General features: G+C 64.1%; 16 protein-coding genes and 1 pseudogene. 11 read left to right on the top strand and 6 right to left on the bottom strand.

The window, feature by feature from the left end; all coding sequences use genetic code 11:
- Positions 1-88: 88 nt before the first annotated feature.
- Positions 89-250, top strand: a pseudogene (locus tag RAC97_RS04370) (helix-turn-helix domain-containing protein); the annotation flags it as partial.
- An 11-nt stretch (positions 251-261) separates the two neighbouring features.
- On the opposite strand, the gene RAC97_RS04365 reads toward RAC97_RS04370, so the two are convergent.
- The 3 genes from RAC97_RS04365 to RAC97_RS04355 all read right to left on the bottom strand — a co-directional run bounded on the left by RAC97_RS04365 (position 262) and on the right by RAC97_RS04355 (position 4,097).
- Positions 262-1,557, bottom strand: a complete 1,296-nt coding sequence (locus RAC97_RS04365; RefSeq protein ID WP_375098054.1) for an NAD(P)/FAD-dependent oxidoreductase — start codon at positions 1,555-1,557, stop codon at positions 262-264.
- Between the two features lie 14 nt (positions 1,558-1,571).
- Positions 1,572-2,660, bottom strand: a complete 1,089-nt coding sequence (locus tag RAC97_RS04360) for a polyamine ABC transporter substrate-binding protein (protein WP_375098053.1) — start codon at positions 2,658-2,660, stop codon at positions 1,572-1,574.
- Positions 2,661-2,738: 78 nt separating this feature from the next.
- Positions 2,739-4,097, bottom strand: a complete 1,359-nt coding sequence (locus RAC97_RS04355; RefSeq protein ID WP_375098052.1) for a glutamine synthetase family protein — start codon at positions 4,095-4,097, stop codon at positions 2,739-2,741.
- Positions 4,098-4,248: 151 nt separating this feature from the next.
- On the opposite strand from RAC97_RS04355, the gene RAC97_RS04350 reads away from it, so the two are divergent.
- Entirely contained in the window at positions 4,249-5,148 is a 900-nt protein-coding gene (locus RAC97_RS04350; RefSeq protein WP_375098051.1) for a helix-turn-helix domain-containing protein, read from the top strand.
- A gap of 123 nt (positions 5,149-5,271) precedes the next feature.
- Here RAC97_RS04350 and RAC97_RS04345 read toward each other — a convergent pair whose 3' ends face one another.
- A complete protein-coding gene (locus RAC97_RS04345; RefSeq protein WP_375098050.1) occupies positions 5,272-6,657 on the bottom strand; it encodes an aldehyde dehydrogenase family protein in 1,386 nt (461 codons plus the stop codon).
- Between the two features lie 106 nt (positions 6,658-6,763).
- Here RAC97_RS04345 and RAC97_RS04340 point away from each other — a divergent pair, with 106 nt between their 5' ends.
- The gene (locus RAC97_RS04340; RefSeq protein WP_375098049.1) at positions 6,764-7,639 is read left to right on the top strand and encodes a LysR family transcriptional regulator; all 876 of its coding nucleotides are present in this window, start codon (positions 6,764-6,766) and stop codon (positions 7,637-7,639) included.
- A 268-nt stretch (positions 7,640-7,907) separates the two neighbouring features.
- Complete coding sequence (locus RAC97_RS04335; protein WP_375098048.1) at positions 7,908-8,429, top strand: acyloxyacyl hydrolase; 522 nt, start codon at positions 7,908-7,910, stop codon at positions 8,427-8,429.
- Between the two features lie 136 nt (positions 8,430-8,565).
- On the opposite strand, the gene RAC97_RS04330 is transcribed toward RAC97_RS04335, so the two are convergent.
- Positions 8,566-9,456, bottom strand: coding sequence for a universal stress protein (locus tag RAC97_RS04330; protein WP_375098047.1), 891 nt, complete (start codon positions 9,454-9,456; stop codon positions 8,566-8,568).
- Positions 9,457-9,524: 68 nt separating this feature from the next.
- Positions 9,525-10,100: an NTP transferase domain-containing protein gene (locus RAC97_RS04325; protein WP_375098046.1), complete on the bottom strand. Its 576-nt coding sequence runs from the start codon at positions 10,098-10,100 to the stop codon at positions 9,525-9,527.
- Between the two features lie 157 nt (positions 10,101-10,257).
- On the opposite strand from RAC97_RS04325, the gene benA reads away from it, so the two are divergent.
- The 7 genes from benA to RAC97_RS04290 all read left to right on the top strand — a co-directional run bounded on the left by benA (position 10,258) and on the right by RAC97_RS04290 (position 17,923).
- A complete protein-coding gene (gene benA, locus RAC97_RS04320) occupies positions 10,258-11,616 on the top strand; it encodes a benzoate 1,2-dioxygenase large subunit (RefSeq protein WP_375098045.1) in 1,359 nt (452 codons plus the stop codon).
- Complete coding sequence (benB, locus tag RAC97_RS04315) at positions 11,613-12,098, top strand: benzoate 1,2-dioxygenase small subunit (RefSeq protein WP_375098044.1); 486 nt, start codon at positions 11,613-11,615, stop codon at positions 12,096-12,098. Before benA ends, benB begins: the two co-directional genes overlap by 4 nt.
- Before the next feature lie 12 nt (positions 12,099-12,110).
- Entirely contained in the window at positions 12,111-13,121 is a 1,011-nt protein-coding gene (benC, locus tag RAC97_RS04310) for a benzoate 1,2-dioxygenase electron transfer component BenC (RefSeq protein ID WP_375098043.1), read from the top strand.
- A 73-nt stretch (positions 13,122-13,194) separates the two neighbouring features.
- Entirely contained in the window at positions 13,195-13,956 is a 762-nt protein-coding gene (locus RAC97_RS04305; protein WP_375098042.1) for a 1,6-dihydroxycyclohexa-2,4-diene-1-carboxylate dehydrogenase, read from the top strand.
- A 52-nt stretch (positions 13,957-14,008) separates the two neighbouring features.
- Positions 14,009-15,331, top strand: a complete 1,323-nt coding sequence (locus RAC97_RS04300) for an MFS transporter (protein WP_375098041.1) — start codon at positions 14,009-14,011, stop codon at positions 15,329-15,331.
- Between the two features lie 124 nt (positions 15,332-15,455).
- On the top strand, positions 15,456-16,676 hold the full coding sequence (locus RAC97_RS04295; RefSeq protein WP_375098040.1) for a benzoate/H(+) symporter BenE family transporter: 1,221 nt from the start codon (positions 15,456-15,458) through the stop codon (positions 16,674-16,676).
- Positions 16,673-17,923 (top strand): OprD family porin, encoded by a 1,251-nt coding sequence (locus tag RAC97_RS04290; protein ID WP_375098039.1) that lies wholly within the window; start codon positions 16,673-16,675, stop codon positions 17,921-17,923. Before RAC97_RS04295 ends, RAC97_RS04290 begins: the two co-directional genes overlap by 4 nt.
- Positions 17,924-17,975: the final 52 nt, after the last annotated feature.

The following is a 17,975-nucleotide window of genomic DNA, read 5'->3' as shown; positions in this document are numbered from 1 at the left end:
CCAGAACAACGCTAGCAGGCGGCGGCTGGAAGGCCAGTAATGGGCATGAACTGATATGGCAACTAGTTCATGCCTACACCGCTTCCTGCTACCCGAGGCACTCAGGTTCAGCCAGCCGGTGTTCGCCCTGCATTTGCACACTAGCGCCTCTACCGTGCGTAAGTAGGAGCAGGGCGAAACACGCCCTGGCGGGCCTGCCTTGAAGCTGCTCAACGTCATCGCCAACAAAGGGCTACAGGCGATTCTCTGACTTGGACGAAGTCAGCCCAGCACCTCCCGCAACCGATACCACAACATCCCCAACGCCAGCAGCGGCGAGCGCAGGGCCTTGCCGCCGGGGAAGGTCAGGTGCGGCACGGCGCTGAACACGTCCAGGCCCTGGCTGTGGCCGACTGCAATGGCTTCGGCCAGCAGCTTGGCGGTCCAGTGGGTGACGTTCAGGCCGTGGCCTGAATAGCCTTGGGCGTAGAACACGTTCGGGTGTTGGGCCAGGCGGCCGACCTGGGGGAAGCGGTTGGCGGTGATGCCGATCATGCCGCCCCACTGGAAGTCGATGCGCACATCGCCCAACTGCGGGAACACCTTGAGCACCTTGGGCCGCATGTAGGCGCCGATGTCCTTTGGATCACGCCCGGAGTAATGGCAGGCGCCGCCGAACAGCAGGCGGCGGTCGGCGGTGAGGCGGTAATAGTCGAGCCCGACCTTCTGGTCGCACAGCGCCATGTTCTGCGGGATCAGCGAGCGCGCCAGGTCTTCAGGCAGCGGCTCGGTGGCCACCACGTAGCTGCCGGCGGGTAGCACCTTGCCGCTCAGGCGTGGCTCGAGTGCATCCAGGTGGGCGTTGCAGCCGAGCACCAGGCTTTGCGCACGTACCTTGCCACGCGCGCAGTGCAGGGTGACGGTGGTGCCATGCTCGATGCGAAGTACCGGGGTCTGCTCGAAGATACGGACACCGAGGTCAGCGGCGGCGCGGGCTTCGCCTTGTACCAGGTCGAGCGGGTGCAGGTGGCCCGAGCCCATGTCCACCAGGCCGCCTGCGTACAAGTCGCTGGCCACCACTTCATGCAGCTGTGCAGGTGGCACCAAGCTCGTTTCATGGCGGTAGCCCAGGCTTGCCAGGTCTTGCTGCTCCGCCTTGAAGGCCTCGAACTGGGCGGGGGTATTGGCCAGCTCGCAGAAGCCCCAGCGCAGATCGCAATCGATGCCGTACTGCTCGATGCGCCGGGCCACCAGCGCGACCGAGTCGAGCCCGGCCTGCCTGAGGTAGCGCACGCCCTCCTGGCCGACGTAGCGGGCAAAGCCCGAGACGTCATGGCCGATGCCGCGGATCAGCTGGCCGCCGTTGCGCCCGCTGGCACCCCAGCCGATGCGCCGGGCTTCCAGCAGGATCACCGAAAGGCCGCGCTCGGCCAGCTCCAGCGCGGTGTTGACGCCGGTCAGGCCGCCGCCGACCACGCACACATCGGCGCGAAACTCGCCCTCGAGCGTGGGGTAGGGCGCCGTGCTGCGTGCAGTGGCGGCGTAGTAGGAGGCAGTGTGTTGGGTCGTGGCTGGCATGGCTCGGGCTCGGCTTAGCGGTTGGACTTGATCTTGCTCCAGGAGCGGGTCATCAGGCGCATGATCTTCGGGCTCTGGGTGGTGGAGACATACAGCTTGTCCAGCACCTCCTGGGGCGGGTAGACCTCAGGGTTTTCCACCAACGACTTGTCCATGTAGGCCTGGGCATCCGGGTTGGCGTTGGCGTAGCCGACCGTGGCGCTGACCTTGGCGATCACTTGCGGGTCGAGCAGGTAGTTGATGAAGGCCAGGGCCTGCTCGGGGTTCTTGGCGTCTGCCGGAATGGCCAGCAGGTCGAACCACAGGTTGCTGCCTTCCCTGGGAATGCTGTAGGCCACCTTCACGCCGTTGTTCGCCTCCACCGCGCGGTTGGCGGCCTGGAACACATCGCCGGAGTAGCCGAAGGCCACGCAGACCTCGCCGTTGGCCAGGTCCGAGACGTACTTGGAGGAGTGGAAGTAGGTGATGTAGGGGCGCAGCTCCAGCAGGCGTGCCTCGGCCTTTTCATAGTCGGCCGGGTTTTCGCTGCGTGGGTTCAGGCCCAGGTAGTTGAGCATGGCCGGGAACAGCTCGTCGGGCGAGTCCATGAAGGCCACGCCGCACTTTTGCAGCTTCTTGAGGTTCTCCGGCTCGAACATCACCGCCCACGAGTCGACCTTGTCGATACCCAGCGCCGCCTTGACCTTCTCGACGTTGTAGCCGATGCCGTTGGTGCCCCACAGGTAGGGCACGGCGTACTGGTTGCCGGGGTCGTTCTGCTCGAGCTGCTTGAGCAGTTTCCGGTCCAGGTGCTTCCAGTTCGGCAGCTTGCTGCGGTCCAGCGGCAGGAACGCGCCGGCCTTGGCCTGGCGGGCAAGGAAATGATTGGACGGCACCACCACGTCGTAGCCGGTGCGCCCGGCCAGCAGCTTGCCTTCGAGGGTTTCGTTGGAGTCGAACACGTCATACACCACCTTGGTGCCGGTGCGGGCCTGGAAGTCGGCCAGGGTGGTCTCGCCGATGTAGTCGGTCCAGTTGTACACGCTGACCGTCGGCTGGGCCTGCGCGGCGGCGCCGAACAGCAGGGCGAAGGCCGCGGGAATCAGGGGTTGCAAATGACGCATGTCGACACCTCGTTGGAATTGTTCTGGTGGTTGGTTCTGTGGTGTGTCGCGAAAGGGGCGCACAGCGCCCCCAAGGGCTTAGACGCTCAACAACAGGAACTCGCGCTCCCAGGAACTGATGACCCGCTTGAAGTTCTCGTGCTCGGCGCGCTTGACCGCGACGTAGCCCTGCACGAACTGGCGGCCCAGGTACTGTTCAAGCACGGCGCAATCCTCCATGTGCTGCAAGGCGTCCTCGATGGTGATAGGCAGACGCAGGTTGCGTCTTTCGTAGGCGCGGCCTTGTACCGGGGCGCTGGGCTGGAGTTTCTCGATCATGCCCAGGTAGCCACACAGCAGGCTGGCGGCGATGGCCAGGTAAGGGTTGGCGTCGGCCCCCGGCAGGCGGTTCTCCACACGCATCGCCTCAGGGCTGGAGGTGGGTACGCGCAGGCCGGCGGTGCGGTTCTCTTCACCCCATTCCACATTCACCGGCGCCGAGGTGTCGGGCAGGAAGCGGCGGAACGAGTTGACGTTTGGCGCGAACATCGGCAGCACTTGGGGAATGTACTTCTGCAGGCCGCCGATGTGGTGCAGGAACAGCTCGCTCATGCTGCCGTCTTCGTTGGCGAAGATCGGCCGCCCGGTGGCGATGTCGACCACGCTCTGGTGCAGGTGCATGGCGCTGCCAGGCTCGTCGGTGATCGGCTTGGCCATGAAGGTGGCGGTGACGTTGTGCTTGAGCGCAGCCTCGCGCATCGTGCGCTTGAATACGGTGATCTGGTCGGCCAGGTCCAGTGCGTCGCCATGGCGGAAGTTGATCTCCATCTGCGCCGGGCCGTCTTCGTGGATCAGCGTATCCAGGTCCAGGCCCTGGATCTCGCACCAGTCGTAGACGTCCTCGAACAGCGGGTCGAATTCGTTGGCCGCGTCGATGGAGAACGACTGGCGGCCACTTTCGGCACGGCCCGAGCGCCCCAGTGGTACTTGCAGCGGCAGGTCCGGGTCTTCGCAGCGTTGGGTCAGGTAGAACTCCATTTCCGGCGCGACGATCGGCTGCCAGCCTTGCGCGGCATACAGCGCCAGTACTTTCTTGAGCACGTTGCGTGGCGACAGGGCGATGGGGTTGCCGTGTTTGTCGAAGGTGTCGTGGATGACGATGGCGGTCGGTTCGAGCGCCCAGGGCACCTGGTACACCGCCGTCGGGTCGGGGCGGCAGACCATGTCGATGTCGGCCGGGTCCAGCAGGCCGTAGTAGATGTCGTCGTCGACGAAGTCGCCGGTGACCGTCTGCAACAGCACGCTTTCGGGCAGGCGCATGCCGCGCTCGTTGAGGAATTTGGCGGTCGGGGCGATCTTGCCGCGGGCGATGCCGGTCAGGTCGCTGACCACGCATTCGACTTCGGTGATCCGGTGTTCTTTCAGCCAGGCGGACAGCTGATCGAAGGGGGCGTTCATACAGACCTCTTGGTTGGGTGTTTTCGGCGCTCGGTTCAGGGGGAGCTTCCCCTGAAGCGCACTGAGGACTATCTTGGGCGCTGCCCCCAGGGGCTATCTATCCGTTTTCTTCGTCAACGAATGCACCAGAAGAGTGCATATAGGACGCCGCGTGAATACGCACAATGCCTTGCAGGTCCAGGCTTTCCACACCACCGATGTGACCGAACAGGTCCGCGCCACCCCCGGTTGGCAGCAGCAATACCGGCAGATGTCGCCGGGGCATTTCAGCGGCCAGCTGCGTTGCCTGGGGCTCGATGGCGTCGAGGTCTACGAAGAGCGCCTGAATACCCGCGTGGAGCAGTTCTTCCGCGCGCCGAGCGGGTCGTTGGCGTTCTGCTTCGACCGTATCGACAACAGCCTGTACCTGCTCAACGAGCAGAGCCGCAATATCTGGATCACCCCGGAAAACTACCAGGAAGTGGCGGTAGTGTTCGACCAGCCGTTCCTGGCACGCCATGGCCTGGACCTGGACCGTCTGCGGGGGTTGTTCATGGTGCCGCTGGGCAGTGGCCAGAATGCCTTGTTTGGCAGTTGGCTGAGCGCCACCCTGACGCGCTTGACCGAGGCTGATTGCCCTTTACAGGGCCAGGCCCTGGCCGAGCAATTGCTCGACGATTGCCTGTTCATCCTCGACAACGCCTGCCAGCGCTTGCAGGGCCAGGCCTTGGGGCGGCGGGGAGAGGAGCGGGCGATCATGCAGCGGGTCAGCGAGTGGGCAGCCGATTGCCCGGAAGAAACGTTGAACCTGGTGGAGCTGGCGCAGGTGGCGGGTGTTTCGTTGCGCCAGTTGCAACAGGCGTTCAAAGCCTTCACGGGTATGCCGCCGGCGCATTGGCTGCGTTTGCGTCGGCTCAACGGGGCTCGGCGTGATTTGTTGCGTGGCGGGAGCGAGGCGACTGTCGCCGAGGTGGCGATGCGCTGGTCGTTCTGGCATCTGGGGCGGTTTTCTGAAAGCTACCGGCAGTTGTTCCGTGAGCTGCCGAGCGAAACCTTGCGGCGTAGCCGTTGATGCTACGGTGCAGGGCAGGCCATGCCAGTGTTCGCAGACAAGCCCGCCCCTACACATCCTGCACGATTCCTGTAGGCGCAGGCTTGCCCGCAAGCACCGGTAAAACCGGTGCCATACGCTTGATCAGTTACGGTCCAGCCACACCGTCTGCACGTTGGTGAATTCGCGCAGGCCAAAGTGCGACAGCTCACGCCCGAAACCACTTTTCTTCACCCCGCCAAACGCCACCCGGGGGTCGGAGGCGCAGTAGCCGTTGATGAACACGCCACCGGTCTCCAGCGCGGCAGTCATGCGTTCGGCCAGGGCGTAGTCGGCGGTGTAGAGGGTTGCGGCCAGGCCAAACTCGCTGTCGTTGGCCAGCTCCACCGCATGCTCGGCATCCCGGGCGCTGATGATCGCCGCCACAGGCCCGAACAGCTCCTGCTTGAAGGCCGTCATTTGCGGGGTGACGTCGGCGAATACGGTGGGCGCATAGATGTTCGCCGCGCCCTCGACCTTGTGCCCGCCCAGCAGCAGGGTGGCGCCTTCGGCCAGGGTCGCCTGCACCTGGCCGTGCAACTCGTCGCGCAGGTCGAAACGCGCCATCGGGCCGATGTAGGTGTCGTCCTCCAGCGGGTTGCCGACTTTAAGTGCCCGAGTCGCCTCGACGAACTTCTGGGTGAACGCCTCGGCAATGCTCTGCTCGACGATCAGCCGCTTGGCCGCCGCACACACCTGGCCGGTGTTCTGGTAGCGGCCAACCACTGCGGCCTTGACCGCAGCGTCCAGGTCGGCGTCTGCCAGCACGATGAAGGGGTCCGAACCACCCAGCTCGAGCACGCACTTCTTCAATGCCGCACCCGCCTGGGCGCCGATGGCCATGCCGGCGCGCACGCTGCCGGTGAGAGTGACGGCGGCGATGCGTGGGTCGTTGATGGCACGAGTGACACCCTCGGGGGTGACGTTGACCACCTCGAACACGCCTTCAGGCAGCTTGGCCTGTTTGCACAGTTCGGCCAGCAGGTAAGCCGAGCCCATTACGTTCGGTGCGTGCTTGAGTACGAAGGTGTTGCCCGCCAATATGGCCGGCACTGCGCCGCGCAGCACCTGCCACAGCGGGAAGTTCCACGGCATCACCGCCAGAATCGGGCCGAGCGGGCGGTATTCGATACGGGCCTTCTCGACCTGGGTCGGCTCGGGGGCGAGCATTGCCGGGCCGTGCTCGGCGTACCACTGGCACAGGCCGATGCACTTGCTCACTTCACCACGGGCCTGGGCGATCGGCTTGCCGATTTCCCGGGCGATCATCACCGCGCAGGCCTCGTGGTTGGCCTCAAGGGCCGCCGCCAGGGCGAGCAGGTATTCGCTGCGCTGACCCAGCGACACTTGGCGCCACTGGGCAAAGCCGGCCTTGGCGCGCTGCAGCGCCGCGTCCAGGGCGGCGTCGGTGTCGTAGGGGTAGTTGCCGATCTGCTCGCCGGTATAGGGGTCGACGGAAATGGCGTGGGTCTGGCTGCTGATTGTGCTCATGGCGGGTGCCTCATTGTTGTCTTCGCGTGAAGCCCAGACTAGTGGCGTGCAGTTTTTCTGAAAACTGAATAATAATGAGCGAAACATTCACGTATGGAGAAAGCCTGTGGACCTGGTGCAACTGGAGATGTTCAAGGCTGTCGCCGAGCACGGCAGCATCAGCGCTGCCGCCCAGCAGATCCACCGGGTGCCGTCGAACCTGACCACCCGCATCAAGCAGCTCGAGGAAGACCTGGGGGTGGCGTTGTTCATCCGCGAGAAAAGTCGCCTGCGCCTGTCGCCGGCAGGCTGGAACTTCCTCGAATACACCCGGCGTATTCTCGAACTGGTGCAGGAGGCTCGGTTGACGGTGGCCGGTGAAGACCCACAAGGCACCTTTGCCCTGGGTTCGCTGGAAAGCACAGCGGCGGTGCGTATTCCCGGGCTGCTGGCGGCCTACAACCAACGCTACCCGAAGGTCGACCTGGACCTTTCCACCGGCCCTTCCGGCACCATGCTCGAGGGGGTGCTGGCGGGGCGCCTGGTGGCGGCTTTCGTCGACGGCCCGGTGCTGCACCCGACCTTGGAGGGCATGCCGGTGTTCGAGGAAGAAATGGTGGTGATCGCGCCGCTCAACCACGACCCGGTCAGCCGTGCCCGCGACGTCAATGGCGAAAGCATCTATGCGTTTCGCGCCAACTGCTCGTACCGGCACCATTTCGAGAGGTGGTTCGTGCAGGACCACGCCGTGCCGGGCAAGATCCATGAAATGGAGTCGTACCACGGCATGCTCGCCTGCGTCAGTGCCGGCGCCGGCCTTGCGCTGATGCCCCGCAGCATGCTCGACAGCATGCCCGGCGCCAGCACGGTCAGCGTATGGCCGCTGTCGGAGGATTTCCGCTACCTGAAGACCTGGCTGGTATGGCGCCGTGGCACGGTATCGCGAAGCCTGGGCATGTTCGTGCGCCTGCTGGAGGAGCACAACGAAGCCAAAAAAAGCTGAAACCTTTGGTTACGCCCAGTGGTCCATCGCCAAGAGGGCACACCGCCGAACGAAGAGAGATGTGAAAAATCGTATTTTCTCTCATTCAAAGGCGGCAAATGGCTTTCAACTTTCTGATTACTTGTCAATAATCGGAAAAGTATTACCACTTATGACTTGGCCTCATAGGTCGGGCATGAATTTATAACAAGGGGCAAAACCCCACTCGTAGCAGGTGCTGCCCAAGAAGGGTGACCTGCCCGTGAAGACCATCAGGAGAAGTCATCAGATGAAAACCCGTTTCGCTGCATCGTTGGCGGTAGCGGTATTGGCGCTGGCTGGCGCCAACCTGGCGCAGGCGGCACAAGTGTCTGGCGCTGTAGGGGCAACCGGTCAGGGCGACATGGCCTACCGTATCGGCCTGTCCTTCGACTGGGACAAGAAGTGGCTGGAAAGCAGCACCGGTCATCTGACCGGCTACTGGGACGCGGCCTACACCTACTGGGAAGGCGGCGAGGCCAGTGCCGCACACTCGCTGTCGTTCAGCCCGGTATTCGTTTACGAGTTCGGCACTTCCGGCTACGTACCCTTCATCGAGGCCGGTATTGGTATTGCCGCCTTCTCCAAGACCGACGTAGGCGACCAGCGCCTGGGCTCCTCCTTCAACTTCGAAGACCGCATCGGCTTTGGTGTGAAGCTGCCGGGCCAGCAGAAGGTCGGCTTCCGTGCGATGCACTACTCCAACGCCGGGATCAAGCAGCCCAACGACGGGATCGAGTCGTACTCGCTGTTCTATAGCGCGTCGTTCTGATCGAACCGGTAAAGACCTCTTCGCGGGCAAGCCCGCTCCTACCTGCCCAGCGCTGGCTCCAAGTACAGCGCTGAATCTGTAGGAGCGGGGCTTGCCCGCGAAAAGACCGGTATCGACTCCCACCCAATTCCCTCTGTCAGCGCACTGCCTTGATCGCCAGCACATTGCACAGCGGGTGCTCAAGCACGTGGGCCGTGGTACCGCCCAGGTAGGTCTGCATCGCGTCGTGGCGGTGGCTGCCCATGACGATCACGTCCACCCGCCCATGGCTGATGAACTGTGCGATCGCTCGTATCGCAGGTCCCTCAAGAAAATGTCGGCGCTCCAGGGCCACTTCATGGTGGTCGCCCAGGCGGTTGAACGCCGTGCGCTGCGCCGTACGCACGCTACCCTCGAAGCCCGGCATGGTCACGGTGCCCGCGCCGAAGTCGGCGATATGGGTGCGGCTGGCGTCGCATACGTGCACCAGGTGCAGTTCGGCGTTGCATTGCAAGGCCAGGGCACGGGCGCTGTGGATCACCTGTTGGTCCAGATGTTCGCCAGGGCCGTGGGTATCAAGGTCGACGGCGGCGGCGATCTGCCGTGGCAGCGGCAGGCGGATATCGCTGACCAGGTGCACGGCGATGGGGCTCTGCTTGAGCAGCAGCCAGTCCAGTGGCGTGACCAGCAGGCGCTTGAGCACGGGTTCATGCTGCACGTCCTTGACCAACAGGTCGCAACCCAGCCGTTCCAATTGCTGCAAGGCCGTGGCCAGGGGGTCGCGGGTGAGCAGCAGGTCGGTGGACACATCCAGCCCGGCATTGCGTAGCTGTTCGGCTTCGTCGGCCAGCCACTGGCGATTGTCCGAAAGCAGCCGCTCGCGCTCCTGGGTATCGCCCATCAAGCCGAAGGTGTCGACATCGTCGACGAAGACATGGATATCCAGCAGTGACCCACTGGACTCGGCCAGCGCGGCCGCCCGCTGCAAGGCGGGCGTGTGGCGCATCTGGGGGCCGAGCATGACGAACAATCGCTTGAACTGGCTCATCTCACACCTCCACGTGTGGCAAGCCCCCCTTGCGTGCCGTTGACGGTCGTCGGAATGCTTTGTTCAGTCTAGCCCGTTGGCAGATCGTCGGGGCGATCGATGTCTTTCAGCACACCGGGGTCGTGCGTTTCCACTGTCAGCAGCGCTTGAGGATGCGACGCCACTACCGAGCGTGCGCCGTTGTCGCCCTGCAGCTCACACAGCGCCGGCCAGAACGCACGGCCAAACACCACCGGGTGCCCTGGCCGCCCTTGCCAGGCCGGTCGGCAGATGCGTTCGGCAGCGGCCTGGGCGAGCAAGGTGTGCACTGTCGCAGGTTGGATGAACGGCATGTCGGCGAGAAACACCGCAAGTGCCTGCGCCGAACTGGCCTGGGCGATGTGTTCGACGCTGGCGGCGATGCTGTGGCTCAGGCCCAGCAGGCTGTCGGCCGATTGCAGCACGTGTACGTTGCCCGGCAGGTTCGCAGGCACGGCTTCGTCGGCGCGCAGGGCCAGCCAGACCTCATCGAAGATCGCGCAGGGCAGGGCCAGGCTGGCCAGCAGCAGGGTCTGGCCATCGGCCAGGCGGTGTTGGCGTTTGTCGCTGCCGAAGCGGCGGCTTTGGCCGGCGGCCAGTACCAGGGCGCAAGACGGGACCAGCATCGGAAGTGCCTTTGTAGGTAGAGGACGGATCATCACGCGCGCCCTGGAGAAGATCAACCGCAGAAAACGGATAGCGGTCTGCACGATCCGGATATTGCCACTAGCCCCACACACATAACCTGACCCGGCCTGAACAATAACAATGGAGGCCCTGGCCATGTCCCTGGGATTCGACTACCTCAATGCCATGCTCGAGGATGACCGGGAAGCCGGCGTCTACCGCTGCAAGCGGGAGATGTTCACCGACCCGCGCCTGTTCGAGATGGAAATGAAGCACATCTTCGAAGGCAACTGGATCTACCTGGCCCACGAAAGCCAGGTCCCTGAGAAAAACGACTTCCTCACCCTGACCATGGGGCGCCAGCCGATCTTCATCGCGCGCAACAAGGACGGGGAGCTCAATGCCTTCCTCAACGCCTGCAGCCACCGCGGCGCCATGCTGTGTCGGCACAAGCGTGGTAACCGCGCAAGCTATACCTGCCCGTTCCACGGCTGGACCTTCAACAACAGCGGCAAGCTGCTAAAGGTCAAGGACCCAAGCAACGCCGGATACCCCGACAGCTTCAACTGCGACGGCTCCCACGACCTGACCCGCGTTGCGCGTTTCGAGTCGTACCGGGGCTTTCTGTTCGGTAGCCTGAACGCCGACGTGAAGCCGTTGGTCGAGCACCTGGGCGAGTCGGCCAAAATCATCGACATGATCGTCGACCAGTCCCCTGATGGGCTGGAAGTGCTGCGCGGCGCGAGCTCCTACATCTACGAAGGCAACTGGAAGCTTACCGCCGAGAACGGCGCCGACGGCTACCACGTAAGCTCCGTGCACTGGAACTATGCCGCCACCCAGAACCAGCGCAAGCAGCGCGAGAGCGGCGAAGAAATCAAGACCATGAGCGCCGGCGCCTGGGCCAAGCAGGGCGGTGGGTTCTATTCCTTCGACCACGGCCACTTGCTGCTCTGGACCCGCTGGGCCAACCCCGAGGATCGTCCGGCCTACGAGCGCCGCGAGCAGTTGGCCGCCGACTTCGGCCAGGCCCGCGCCGACTGGATGATCGAGAACTCGCGCAACCTGTGCCTGTACCCGAACGTGTACCTGATGGACCAGTTCAGCTCGCAGATCCGCGTGGCCAGGCCCATTTCGGTGAACAAGACCGAAATCACCATCTACTGCATCGCCCCCCGTGGCGAGAGTGCCGATGCCCGTGCCAGGCGCATCCGCCAGTACGAAGACTTCTTCAACGTCAGCGGCATGGCCACCCCGGACGATCTGGAGGAATTCCGCTCCTGCCAGACCGGCTATGGCGCAGGCACCGGCTGGAACGACATGTCTCGTGGCGCCAAGCACTGGGTAGAAGGGGCCGATGAAGCGGCCAAGGAGATCGAGCTCAAGCCGCTGCTGTCTGGCGTGCGTACCGAAGACGAGGGCCTGTTCGTGCTGCAACACAAGTACTGGCAGGACACCATGCTCAAGGCCCTGAAAGACGACCCGCGCCTGATTGCCGTGGAGGCCGTGCAATGAGCCTGCATGACACCGTGCGCGACTTCCTCTATCGCGAGGCGCGCTACCTGGACGACGCCCAGTGGGACCAGTGGCTGGAGCTTTATGCCAGCGACGCGAGCTTCTGGATGCCGGCGTGGGATGACGACGACACCCTCACGCAGGACCCGCAAAGCGAAATCTCGCTGATCTGGTACGGCAACCGTGGCGGCCTGGAAGACCGAGTGTTCCGGATCAAGACCGAACGCTCCAGCGCCACCGTGCCGGACACCCGCACCTCGCACAACATCAGCAACATCGAGATCGTCGAGCAGGGCGAGGGCAGCTGCCAGGTGCGTTTCAACTGGCACACCCTGAGCTTTCGCTACAAGACCACCGACAGTTACTTCGGCACCAGTTTCTACACCCTCGACCTGCGCGGCGAGCAGCCGCTGATCAAGGCCAAGAAGGTGGTACTGAAAAACGACTACGTGCGTCAGGTCATCGACATCTACCACATCTGAAGCAGGTGCCTTATGAGCTTCCAGATCGCTTTGAACTTCGAAGACGGGGTTACCCGCTTCATCCACGCCGAAGGCCATGAAACCGTGGCCGATGCCGCCTACCGCCAAGGCATCAACATCCCATTGGACTGCCGTGACGGCGCCTGCGGCACCTGCAAGTGCAAGGCAGAGTCCGGGCAGTACGACCTGGGCGAGGATTTCATCGACGACGCCTTGAGCGAGGACGAAATCGCCGAGGGCTACGTGCTGACCTGCCAGATGCGCGCCGAAAGCGACTGCGTGGTGCGCATTCCAGCCTCGTCGCAAGTGTGCAAGACCGAACAGGCCAGCTTCGAGGCGGCCATCAGCGATGTGCGCCAGCTGTCGCAGAGCACCATTGCCTTGTCGATCAAGAGCGAGGCATTGAGCCGCCTGGCGTTCCTGCCGGGGCAGTACGTCAACCTCAAGGTGCCGGGCAGCGAGCAGAGCCGGGCCTACTCCTTCAGTTCGCTGCAAAAGGACGGCGAAGTCAGCTTTCTGATTCGTAATGTGCCGGGCGGGCTGATGAGTAGCTTCCTGACCGGCCTGGCCAAGGCCGGCGACCGCATGAGCCTGGCAGGGCCGCTGGGCAGTTTCTATTTGCGGCCGATCCACCGCCCCTTGTTGCTGTTGGCTGGCGGCACGGGCTTGGCGCCGTTCACCGCGATGCTGGAGAAGATCGCCGAGACCGGCAGCGAACACCCGCTGCACTTGATCTACGGGGTCACCCACGACTTCGACCTGGTCGAGCTCGACCGCCTGCAGGCGCTGGCTGCACGTATTCCCAACTTCAGCTACAGCGCCTGCGTGGCCAGCCCTGAGAGCCAATACCCGCAGAAGGGCTACGTCACCCAACACATCGAGCCGGGCCACCTCAACGACGGCGATGTGGACGTGTACCTGTGCGGGCCGCCACCGATGGTCGAGGCGGTGAGCCAGCATCTGCGCGAGCAGGGCATTACCCCGGTGAACTTCTATTTCGAGAAGTTTGCAGCGGCGGCCTGAGGTTTTCGTATTCCAGGTTCAAGGCGAGGGTTGCCCGCGATGAGCACACCACGTCTCAAGAGGGAGATTCGCAATGGCTACAAGGTTCCAGAACAAGGTCGCCCTGGTCACCGGTGCCGCTCAGGGCATCGGCCGCGGCGTGTGCCAGCGGCTCAAGGCAGAGGGCGCGCAAGTGGTGGCGGTGGACCGCTCCGAGCTGGTCCACGAACTGGCCGAGGAGGGCATGCTGACCCTTACCGCCGACCTCGAACGGCACGAAGACTGCGCCCAGGTGATGGCCACGGCGGTCAAAACCTTCGGCCGCCTCGACGTGCTGGTCAACAACGTCGGCGGCACCATCTGGGCCAAGCCGTTCGAGCACTACAGCGTGGCGCAGGTCGAAGCCGAAGTGCGCCGTTCGCTGTTCCCCACCCTGTGGTGCTGCCATAGCGCGTTGCCGTACATGCTCGAACAGGGCGCCGGGGCGATCGTCAACGTGTCGTCCATCGCCACCCGTGGCGTCAACCGCGTGCCATACGGCGCGGCCAAGGGCGGCGTCAATGCGCTCACCGCGTGCCTGGCGTTCGAGACCGCCGACCGTGGTGTGCGGGTCAACGCCACGGCTCCCGGCGGCACCGACGCGCCCCCGCGGCGCATTCCGCGCAACGAAGCCGAGCAAAGCGAGCAGGAAAAGGTCTGGTACCAGCAGATCGTCGACCAGACCCTGTCCAGCAGCTTGATGCACCGCTACGGCAGCATCGACGAACAGGTCGGCGCCATTCTCTTCCTGGCCAGCGACGAGGCCTCCTACATCACCGGCGTGACCTTGCCGGTGGGCGGTGGCGACCTGGGCTGACACCGCTGGCGGCAAGGTTTTCTTCACACAACAAGAACAAGAGACAGATGCCATGCGAACACTCGATATACACCCGATCATCGATAACGCGCGCTTTACCCCCTTCCACTGGATGGTCATGGCCTGGTGCGGCCTGCTGCTGATCTTCGACGGCTACGACCTGTTCATCTACGGCGTAGTGCTGCCGGTAATCATGAAGGAATGGGGCCTGACGCCCCTGCAAGCCGGTGCGCTGGGCAGCTACGCGCTGTTCGGCATGATGTTCGGCGCCCTGGTGTTCGGCAGCCTGGCCGACCGGATCGGGCGCAAGAAGGGCATCGCCATGTGCTTTGCGCTGTTCTCCGTGGCTACCATCCTCAACGGCTTCGCCAGCAGCCCCAGCGAGTTCGGTATCTACCGCTTCATCGCCGGGCTCGGCTGTGGCGGGCTGATGCCCAATGCCGTGGCGCTGATGAGCGAGTACGCGCCCAAGCGCCTGCGCAGTACGCTGGTGGCGATCATGTTCAGCGGCTATTCGCTGGGCGGCATGCTCTCGGCGGGTGTCGGCATCTTCATGCTGCCGCGCTTTGGCTGGGAGTCGATGTTCTTCGCCGCAGCCATTCCGTTGCTGCTGTTGCCGGTGATTCTCTACTACCTGCCTGAATCCATCGGGTTCCTGGTGCGTCAGGGCCGTCTGGAGGAAGCACGCAAGCTGCTCAAGCGCCTGGACCCGCAATGCGATGTGCAGGCGGACGATACGTTGCAGGCGGTCGAGCGCAAGGGCAGCGGGGCGTCTGTATTGGAACTGTTCCGCAATGGCCTGGCGGTGCGCACCCTGGCGCTGTGGCTGGCGTTCTTCTGCTGCCTGCTGATGGTCTATGCGCTGAGCTCCTGGTTGCCGAAGCTGATGGCCAATGCCGGCTACAGCCTGGGCTCGAGCTTGTCGTTCCTGCTGGCGCTGAACTTCGGTGGCATGGCCGGGGCGATTCTGGGTGGCTGGCTGGGCGACCGTTACAACCTGGTCAAGGTCAAGGTGGCGTTCTTCATAGCGGCAGCGCTGTCGATCAGCCTGCTGGGGGTCAACAGCCCGATGCCGGTGCTGTACCTGCTGATCTTCATTGCCGGGGCGACCACCATTGGTACGCAGATCCTGCTGTATGCCGGTGCGGCGCAGCTGTATGGCCTGTCGGTACGCTCAACAGGCCTGGGCTGGGCGTCGGGGATCGGCCGCAATGGCGCGATCGTAGGGCCGCTGCTGGGTGGTGCGCTGATGGGCATCAACTTGCCGCTGCAACTGAACTTCATCGCCTTTGCCGTTCCTGGGGCGATCGCGGCACTGGCCATGGCGGTGCATCTGGTTAGCGGGCGGCGCCAGACCGTGGCGGCTGCCGCCTAAACCGTGGCGCTTTCTTCGCGGGTAAACCCGCTCCCACAGGTTCACCTGCGGTCTTGGGAGCGGTGCAGTACCTGTGGGAGCGGGTTCACCCGCGAAGAGGCCGGCACTGACTCAACGAGGCCCCATGAAGAACCTCCTGAAGGACAGCTCGCTGTCCGCGATCCTGGCTGGCCTGCTGGCCACGCTTATCTCCTACGCCGGCCCCTTGGTCATCATCTTTCACGCCGCCGAAGCCGCCGGGCTGTCACACGGCGAGCTGTCGTCATGGGTATGGGCGATATCCATGGGCAGCGCTGTGCTGGGCGCGCTGCTGAGCCTGCGCTACCGGGTGCCGGTGGTGATCGCCTGGTCGATTCCGGGGTCGGCGCTGCTGGTCAGTGCCTTGCCCCAGGTGGGCCTGGCACAGGCCGTCGGCGCCTATTTGATGGCCAACCTGGTGCTGCTGGCAATCGGTACCAGCGGCGCCTTCGATCGCATCATCGCCCGGCTGCCGGGCTCGATCGCAGCCGGCCTGCAGGCGGGCATCCTGTTCAGCTTCGGCACCGAGGTGTTCCGCGCCTTGCCGACGCAACCGTTGCTGGTGCTGTCGATGTTCGCCGGCTACCTGTTGGTGCGCCGGCTGCGGCCACGCTACGCCGTGGCGGCGGTGCTGGCGATCGGCGCGTTGGTCACGGTGGCCACGGGTCAACTGCGCACCGAAGCGCTGGTGCTGGAATTGGCGTCCCCGCAATGGGTGACCCCGCAGTTCAGCCTGACCGCGCTGTTCAACCTCGCGCTACCGCTGGTGCTGGTAGCGCTGACCGGGCAGTTCATGCCGGGCATGGCCGTGCTGCGTAACGCTGGCTACAGCACGCCCGCCAGCCCTTTGATTCGCGCCAGCGCCATTGGCGGAGCGCTGTTGGCACCGTTCGGTTGCCACGGGCTGAACCTGGCAGCCGTTACCGCCAGCCTTTGCACCGGGCGCGAAGCCCATGAAGACCCGCGCCGTCGCTACGTGGCAGCGGTCGCCGGCAGTGGGTTGTACCTGTTGCTGGGTGTGGCTGGCGCCACCCTGATGTCGCTGTTCGCCGCCTTTCCGGCGGCCTTGGTGGCCGCACTGGCGGGCCTTGCGCTGTACGGCGCGATCAGCGAAGCCCTGGCGCGCAGCCTGGCCGAACCTGCAGAGCGCGATGCCGGGCTTTTCACCTTCCTGGTGACCGCCTCGGGGGTTTCCTTCCTCGGCCTCTCGGCGGCGTTCTGGGGCTTGCTGTTCGGGCTCGCCGCCCACGCAGTGCTGCGCCTTCGCGCAGCGCCAGTTGCAAACGCTTCAACCATAACAACAAGATCAAGAGAGCTATCGGAATGAACCAAACGCCATGCCTCGCCCTGGGCCTCGCAGTGCTCAGCCAACCCGTGCTTGCCGCCGAAGGCGGATTCTTCGAGGACGCCAAGGCCAGCCTCAGCGCTCGCAACTACTACTTCAGCCGCGACTTCTCCGATATCGTCGGTGCCAACCAGCAGTCCAAGGCCGAGGAGTGGGCCCAGGGTTTCATCCTCGACTTCAAGTCGGGCTACACCCCTGGCACCGTGGGTTTTGGCGTCGATGCCCTGGGCCTGTTGGGCATTCGCCTGGACAGCAGCCCCGACCGCGTCAACACAGGCCTGTTGCCGGTGCACGGCGATGGCCGCGCGGCCAGCGAATACAGCCGCCTGGCACCGACCTTCAAGGCGCGTCTGTCGAAGACCGAACTGCGCATCGGCGAGCTGCAACCAAACCTGCCGGTACTGGCCTTCAGTGATATCCGCCTGCTGCCACCGACCTACCAAGGCGTAAGCGTCAGCTCCACCGAGCTGCAAGGCTTGACCCTGCAGGCCGGTCATCTGAGTAGCACGCACCTGCGCAACGAAGGCGGCTACGGCAAGATGAACGCCATGCTTGGCCATGTGCCGATGCGCCAGGCTGAAAGCGATGCCTTCAACTATGCAGGTGCCGACTATGCCTTCAACGCCAACCAGACCTCCGCCAGCCTGTGGTACGGGCAACTGGAAGACATCTACGAGCAAGGCTTCCTGGGGCTGAAGCACAGCAAGCCGCTGGGCGACTGGGTACTCAGCGCCAACCTGGGCTACTACACCGCCCGCGAGGACGGCGATGCCTTGCTTGGGCGCATCGACAACCAGGCGTTCTTCTCGCTGTTCACCGCCCGCCATGGCGGCCATGCATTCCATGTCGGCTACCAGGGCATGTATGGCGACAGCCCATTCCCACGGGTGTTCGCCAATATCACACCATTGGGCAACGAGGTGCCGACCTACGAGTTCGCCTATACCGACGAACGCTCGTACCAGGTGCGCTACGACTACAACTTCGCAGCCATGGGCATTCCAGGCCTGACGGCGACGGTGCGCTACATCACCGGCGACAATGTCGACACCGGGCGGGGGTTCGAGGGGCGTGACCGCGAGCGCGACATCGACCTGGGATACGCGGTGCAAAGCGGTGTGCTCAAGGGTCTGGGCATACGGGTGCGCAACGCCATGGCGCGCTCGAACTACCGCAGCGACATCGATGAGAACCGCCTGATCCTGGTCTACACCTGGCAGCTGTTCTGATACCGCTGGTATCGGTTTGGGGTTTGCACAACCGCCCAGGTTGCGGGTAGTT

The sequence above is a fragment of the Pseudomonas sp. LS_2 genome (assembly GCF_042709235.1).
In the GTDB taxonomy this organism is placed as follows: Bacteria; Pseudomonadota; Gammaproteobacteria; order Pseudomonadales; family Pseudomonadaceae; genus Aquipseudomonas.
This window is presented reverse-complemented; position numbering and strand designations above follow the sequence as displayed.

Excerpts from the sequence above, each read along its gene's own strand:
- benA (WP_375098045.1), top strand. The coding sequence starts at position 10,258 with ATGTCCCTGGGATTCGACTACCTCAATGCCATGCTCGAGGATGACCGG.
- RAC97_RS04345 (WP_375098050.1), bottom strand. The coding sequence starts at position 6,657 with ATGAGCACAATCAGCAGCCAGACCCACGCCATTTCCGTCGACCCCTAT.
- RAC97_RS04335 (WP_375098048.1), top strand. The coding sequence starts at position 7,908 with ATGAAAACCCGTTTCGCTGCATCGTTGGCGGTAGCGGTATTGGCGCTG.
- RAC97_RS04325 (WP_375098046.1), bottom strand. The coding sequence starts at position 10,100 with ATGCTGGTCCCGTCTTGCGCCCTGGTACTGGCCGCCGGCCAAAGCCGC.
- RAC97_RS04365 (WP_375098054.1), bottom strand. The coding sequence starts at position 1,557 with ATGCCAGCCACGACCCAACACACTGCCTCCTACTACGCCGCCACTGCA.
- RAC97_RS04295 (WP_375098040.1), top strand. The coding sequence starts at position 15,456 with ATGAAGAACCTCCTGAAGGACAGCTCGCTGTCCGCGATCCTGGCTGGC.
- RAC97_RS04300 (WP_375098041.1), top strand. The coding sequence starts at position 14,009 with ATGCGAACACTCGATATACACCCGATCATCGATAACGCGCGCTTTACC.
- benC (WP_375098043.1), top strand. The coding sequence starts at position 12,111 with ATGAGCTTCCAGATCGCTTTGAACTTCGAAGACGGGGTTACCCGCTTC.
- RAC97_RS04355 (WP_375098052.1), bottom strand. The coding sequence starts at position 4,097 with ATGAACGCCCCCTTCGATCAGCTGTCCGCCTGGCTGAAAGAACACCGG.
- benB (WP_375098044.1), top strand. The coding sequence starts at position 11,613 with ATGAGCCTGCATGACACCGTGCGCGACTTCCTCTATCGCGAGGCGCGC.
- RAC97_RS04305 (WP_375098042.1), top strand. The coding sequence starts at position 13,195 with ATGGCTACAAGGTTCCAGAACAAGGTCGCCCTGGTCACCGGTGCCGCT.
- RAC97_RS04360 (WP_375098053.1), bottom strand. The coding sequence starts at position 2,660 with ATGCGTCATTTGCAACCCCTGATTCCCGCGGCCTTCGCCCTGCTGTTC.
- RAC97_RS04290 (WP_375098039.1), top strand. The coding sequence starts at position 16,673 with ATGAACCAAACGCCATGCCTCGCCCTGGGCCTCGCAGTGCTCAGCCAA.
- RAC97_RS04330 (WP_375098047.1), bottom strand. The coding sequence starts at position 9,456 with ATGAGCCAGTTCAAGCGATTGTTCGTCATGCTCGGCCCCCAGATGCGC.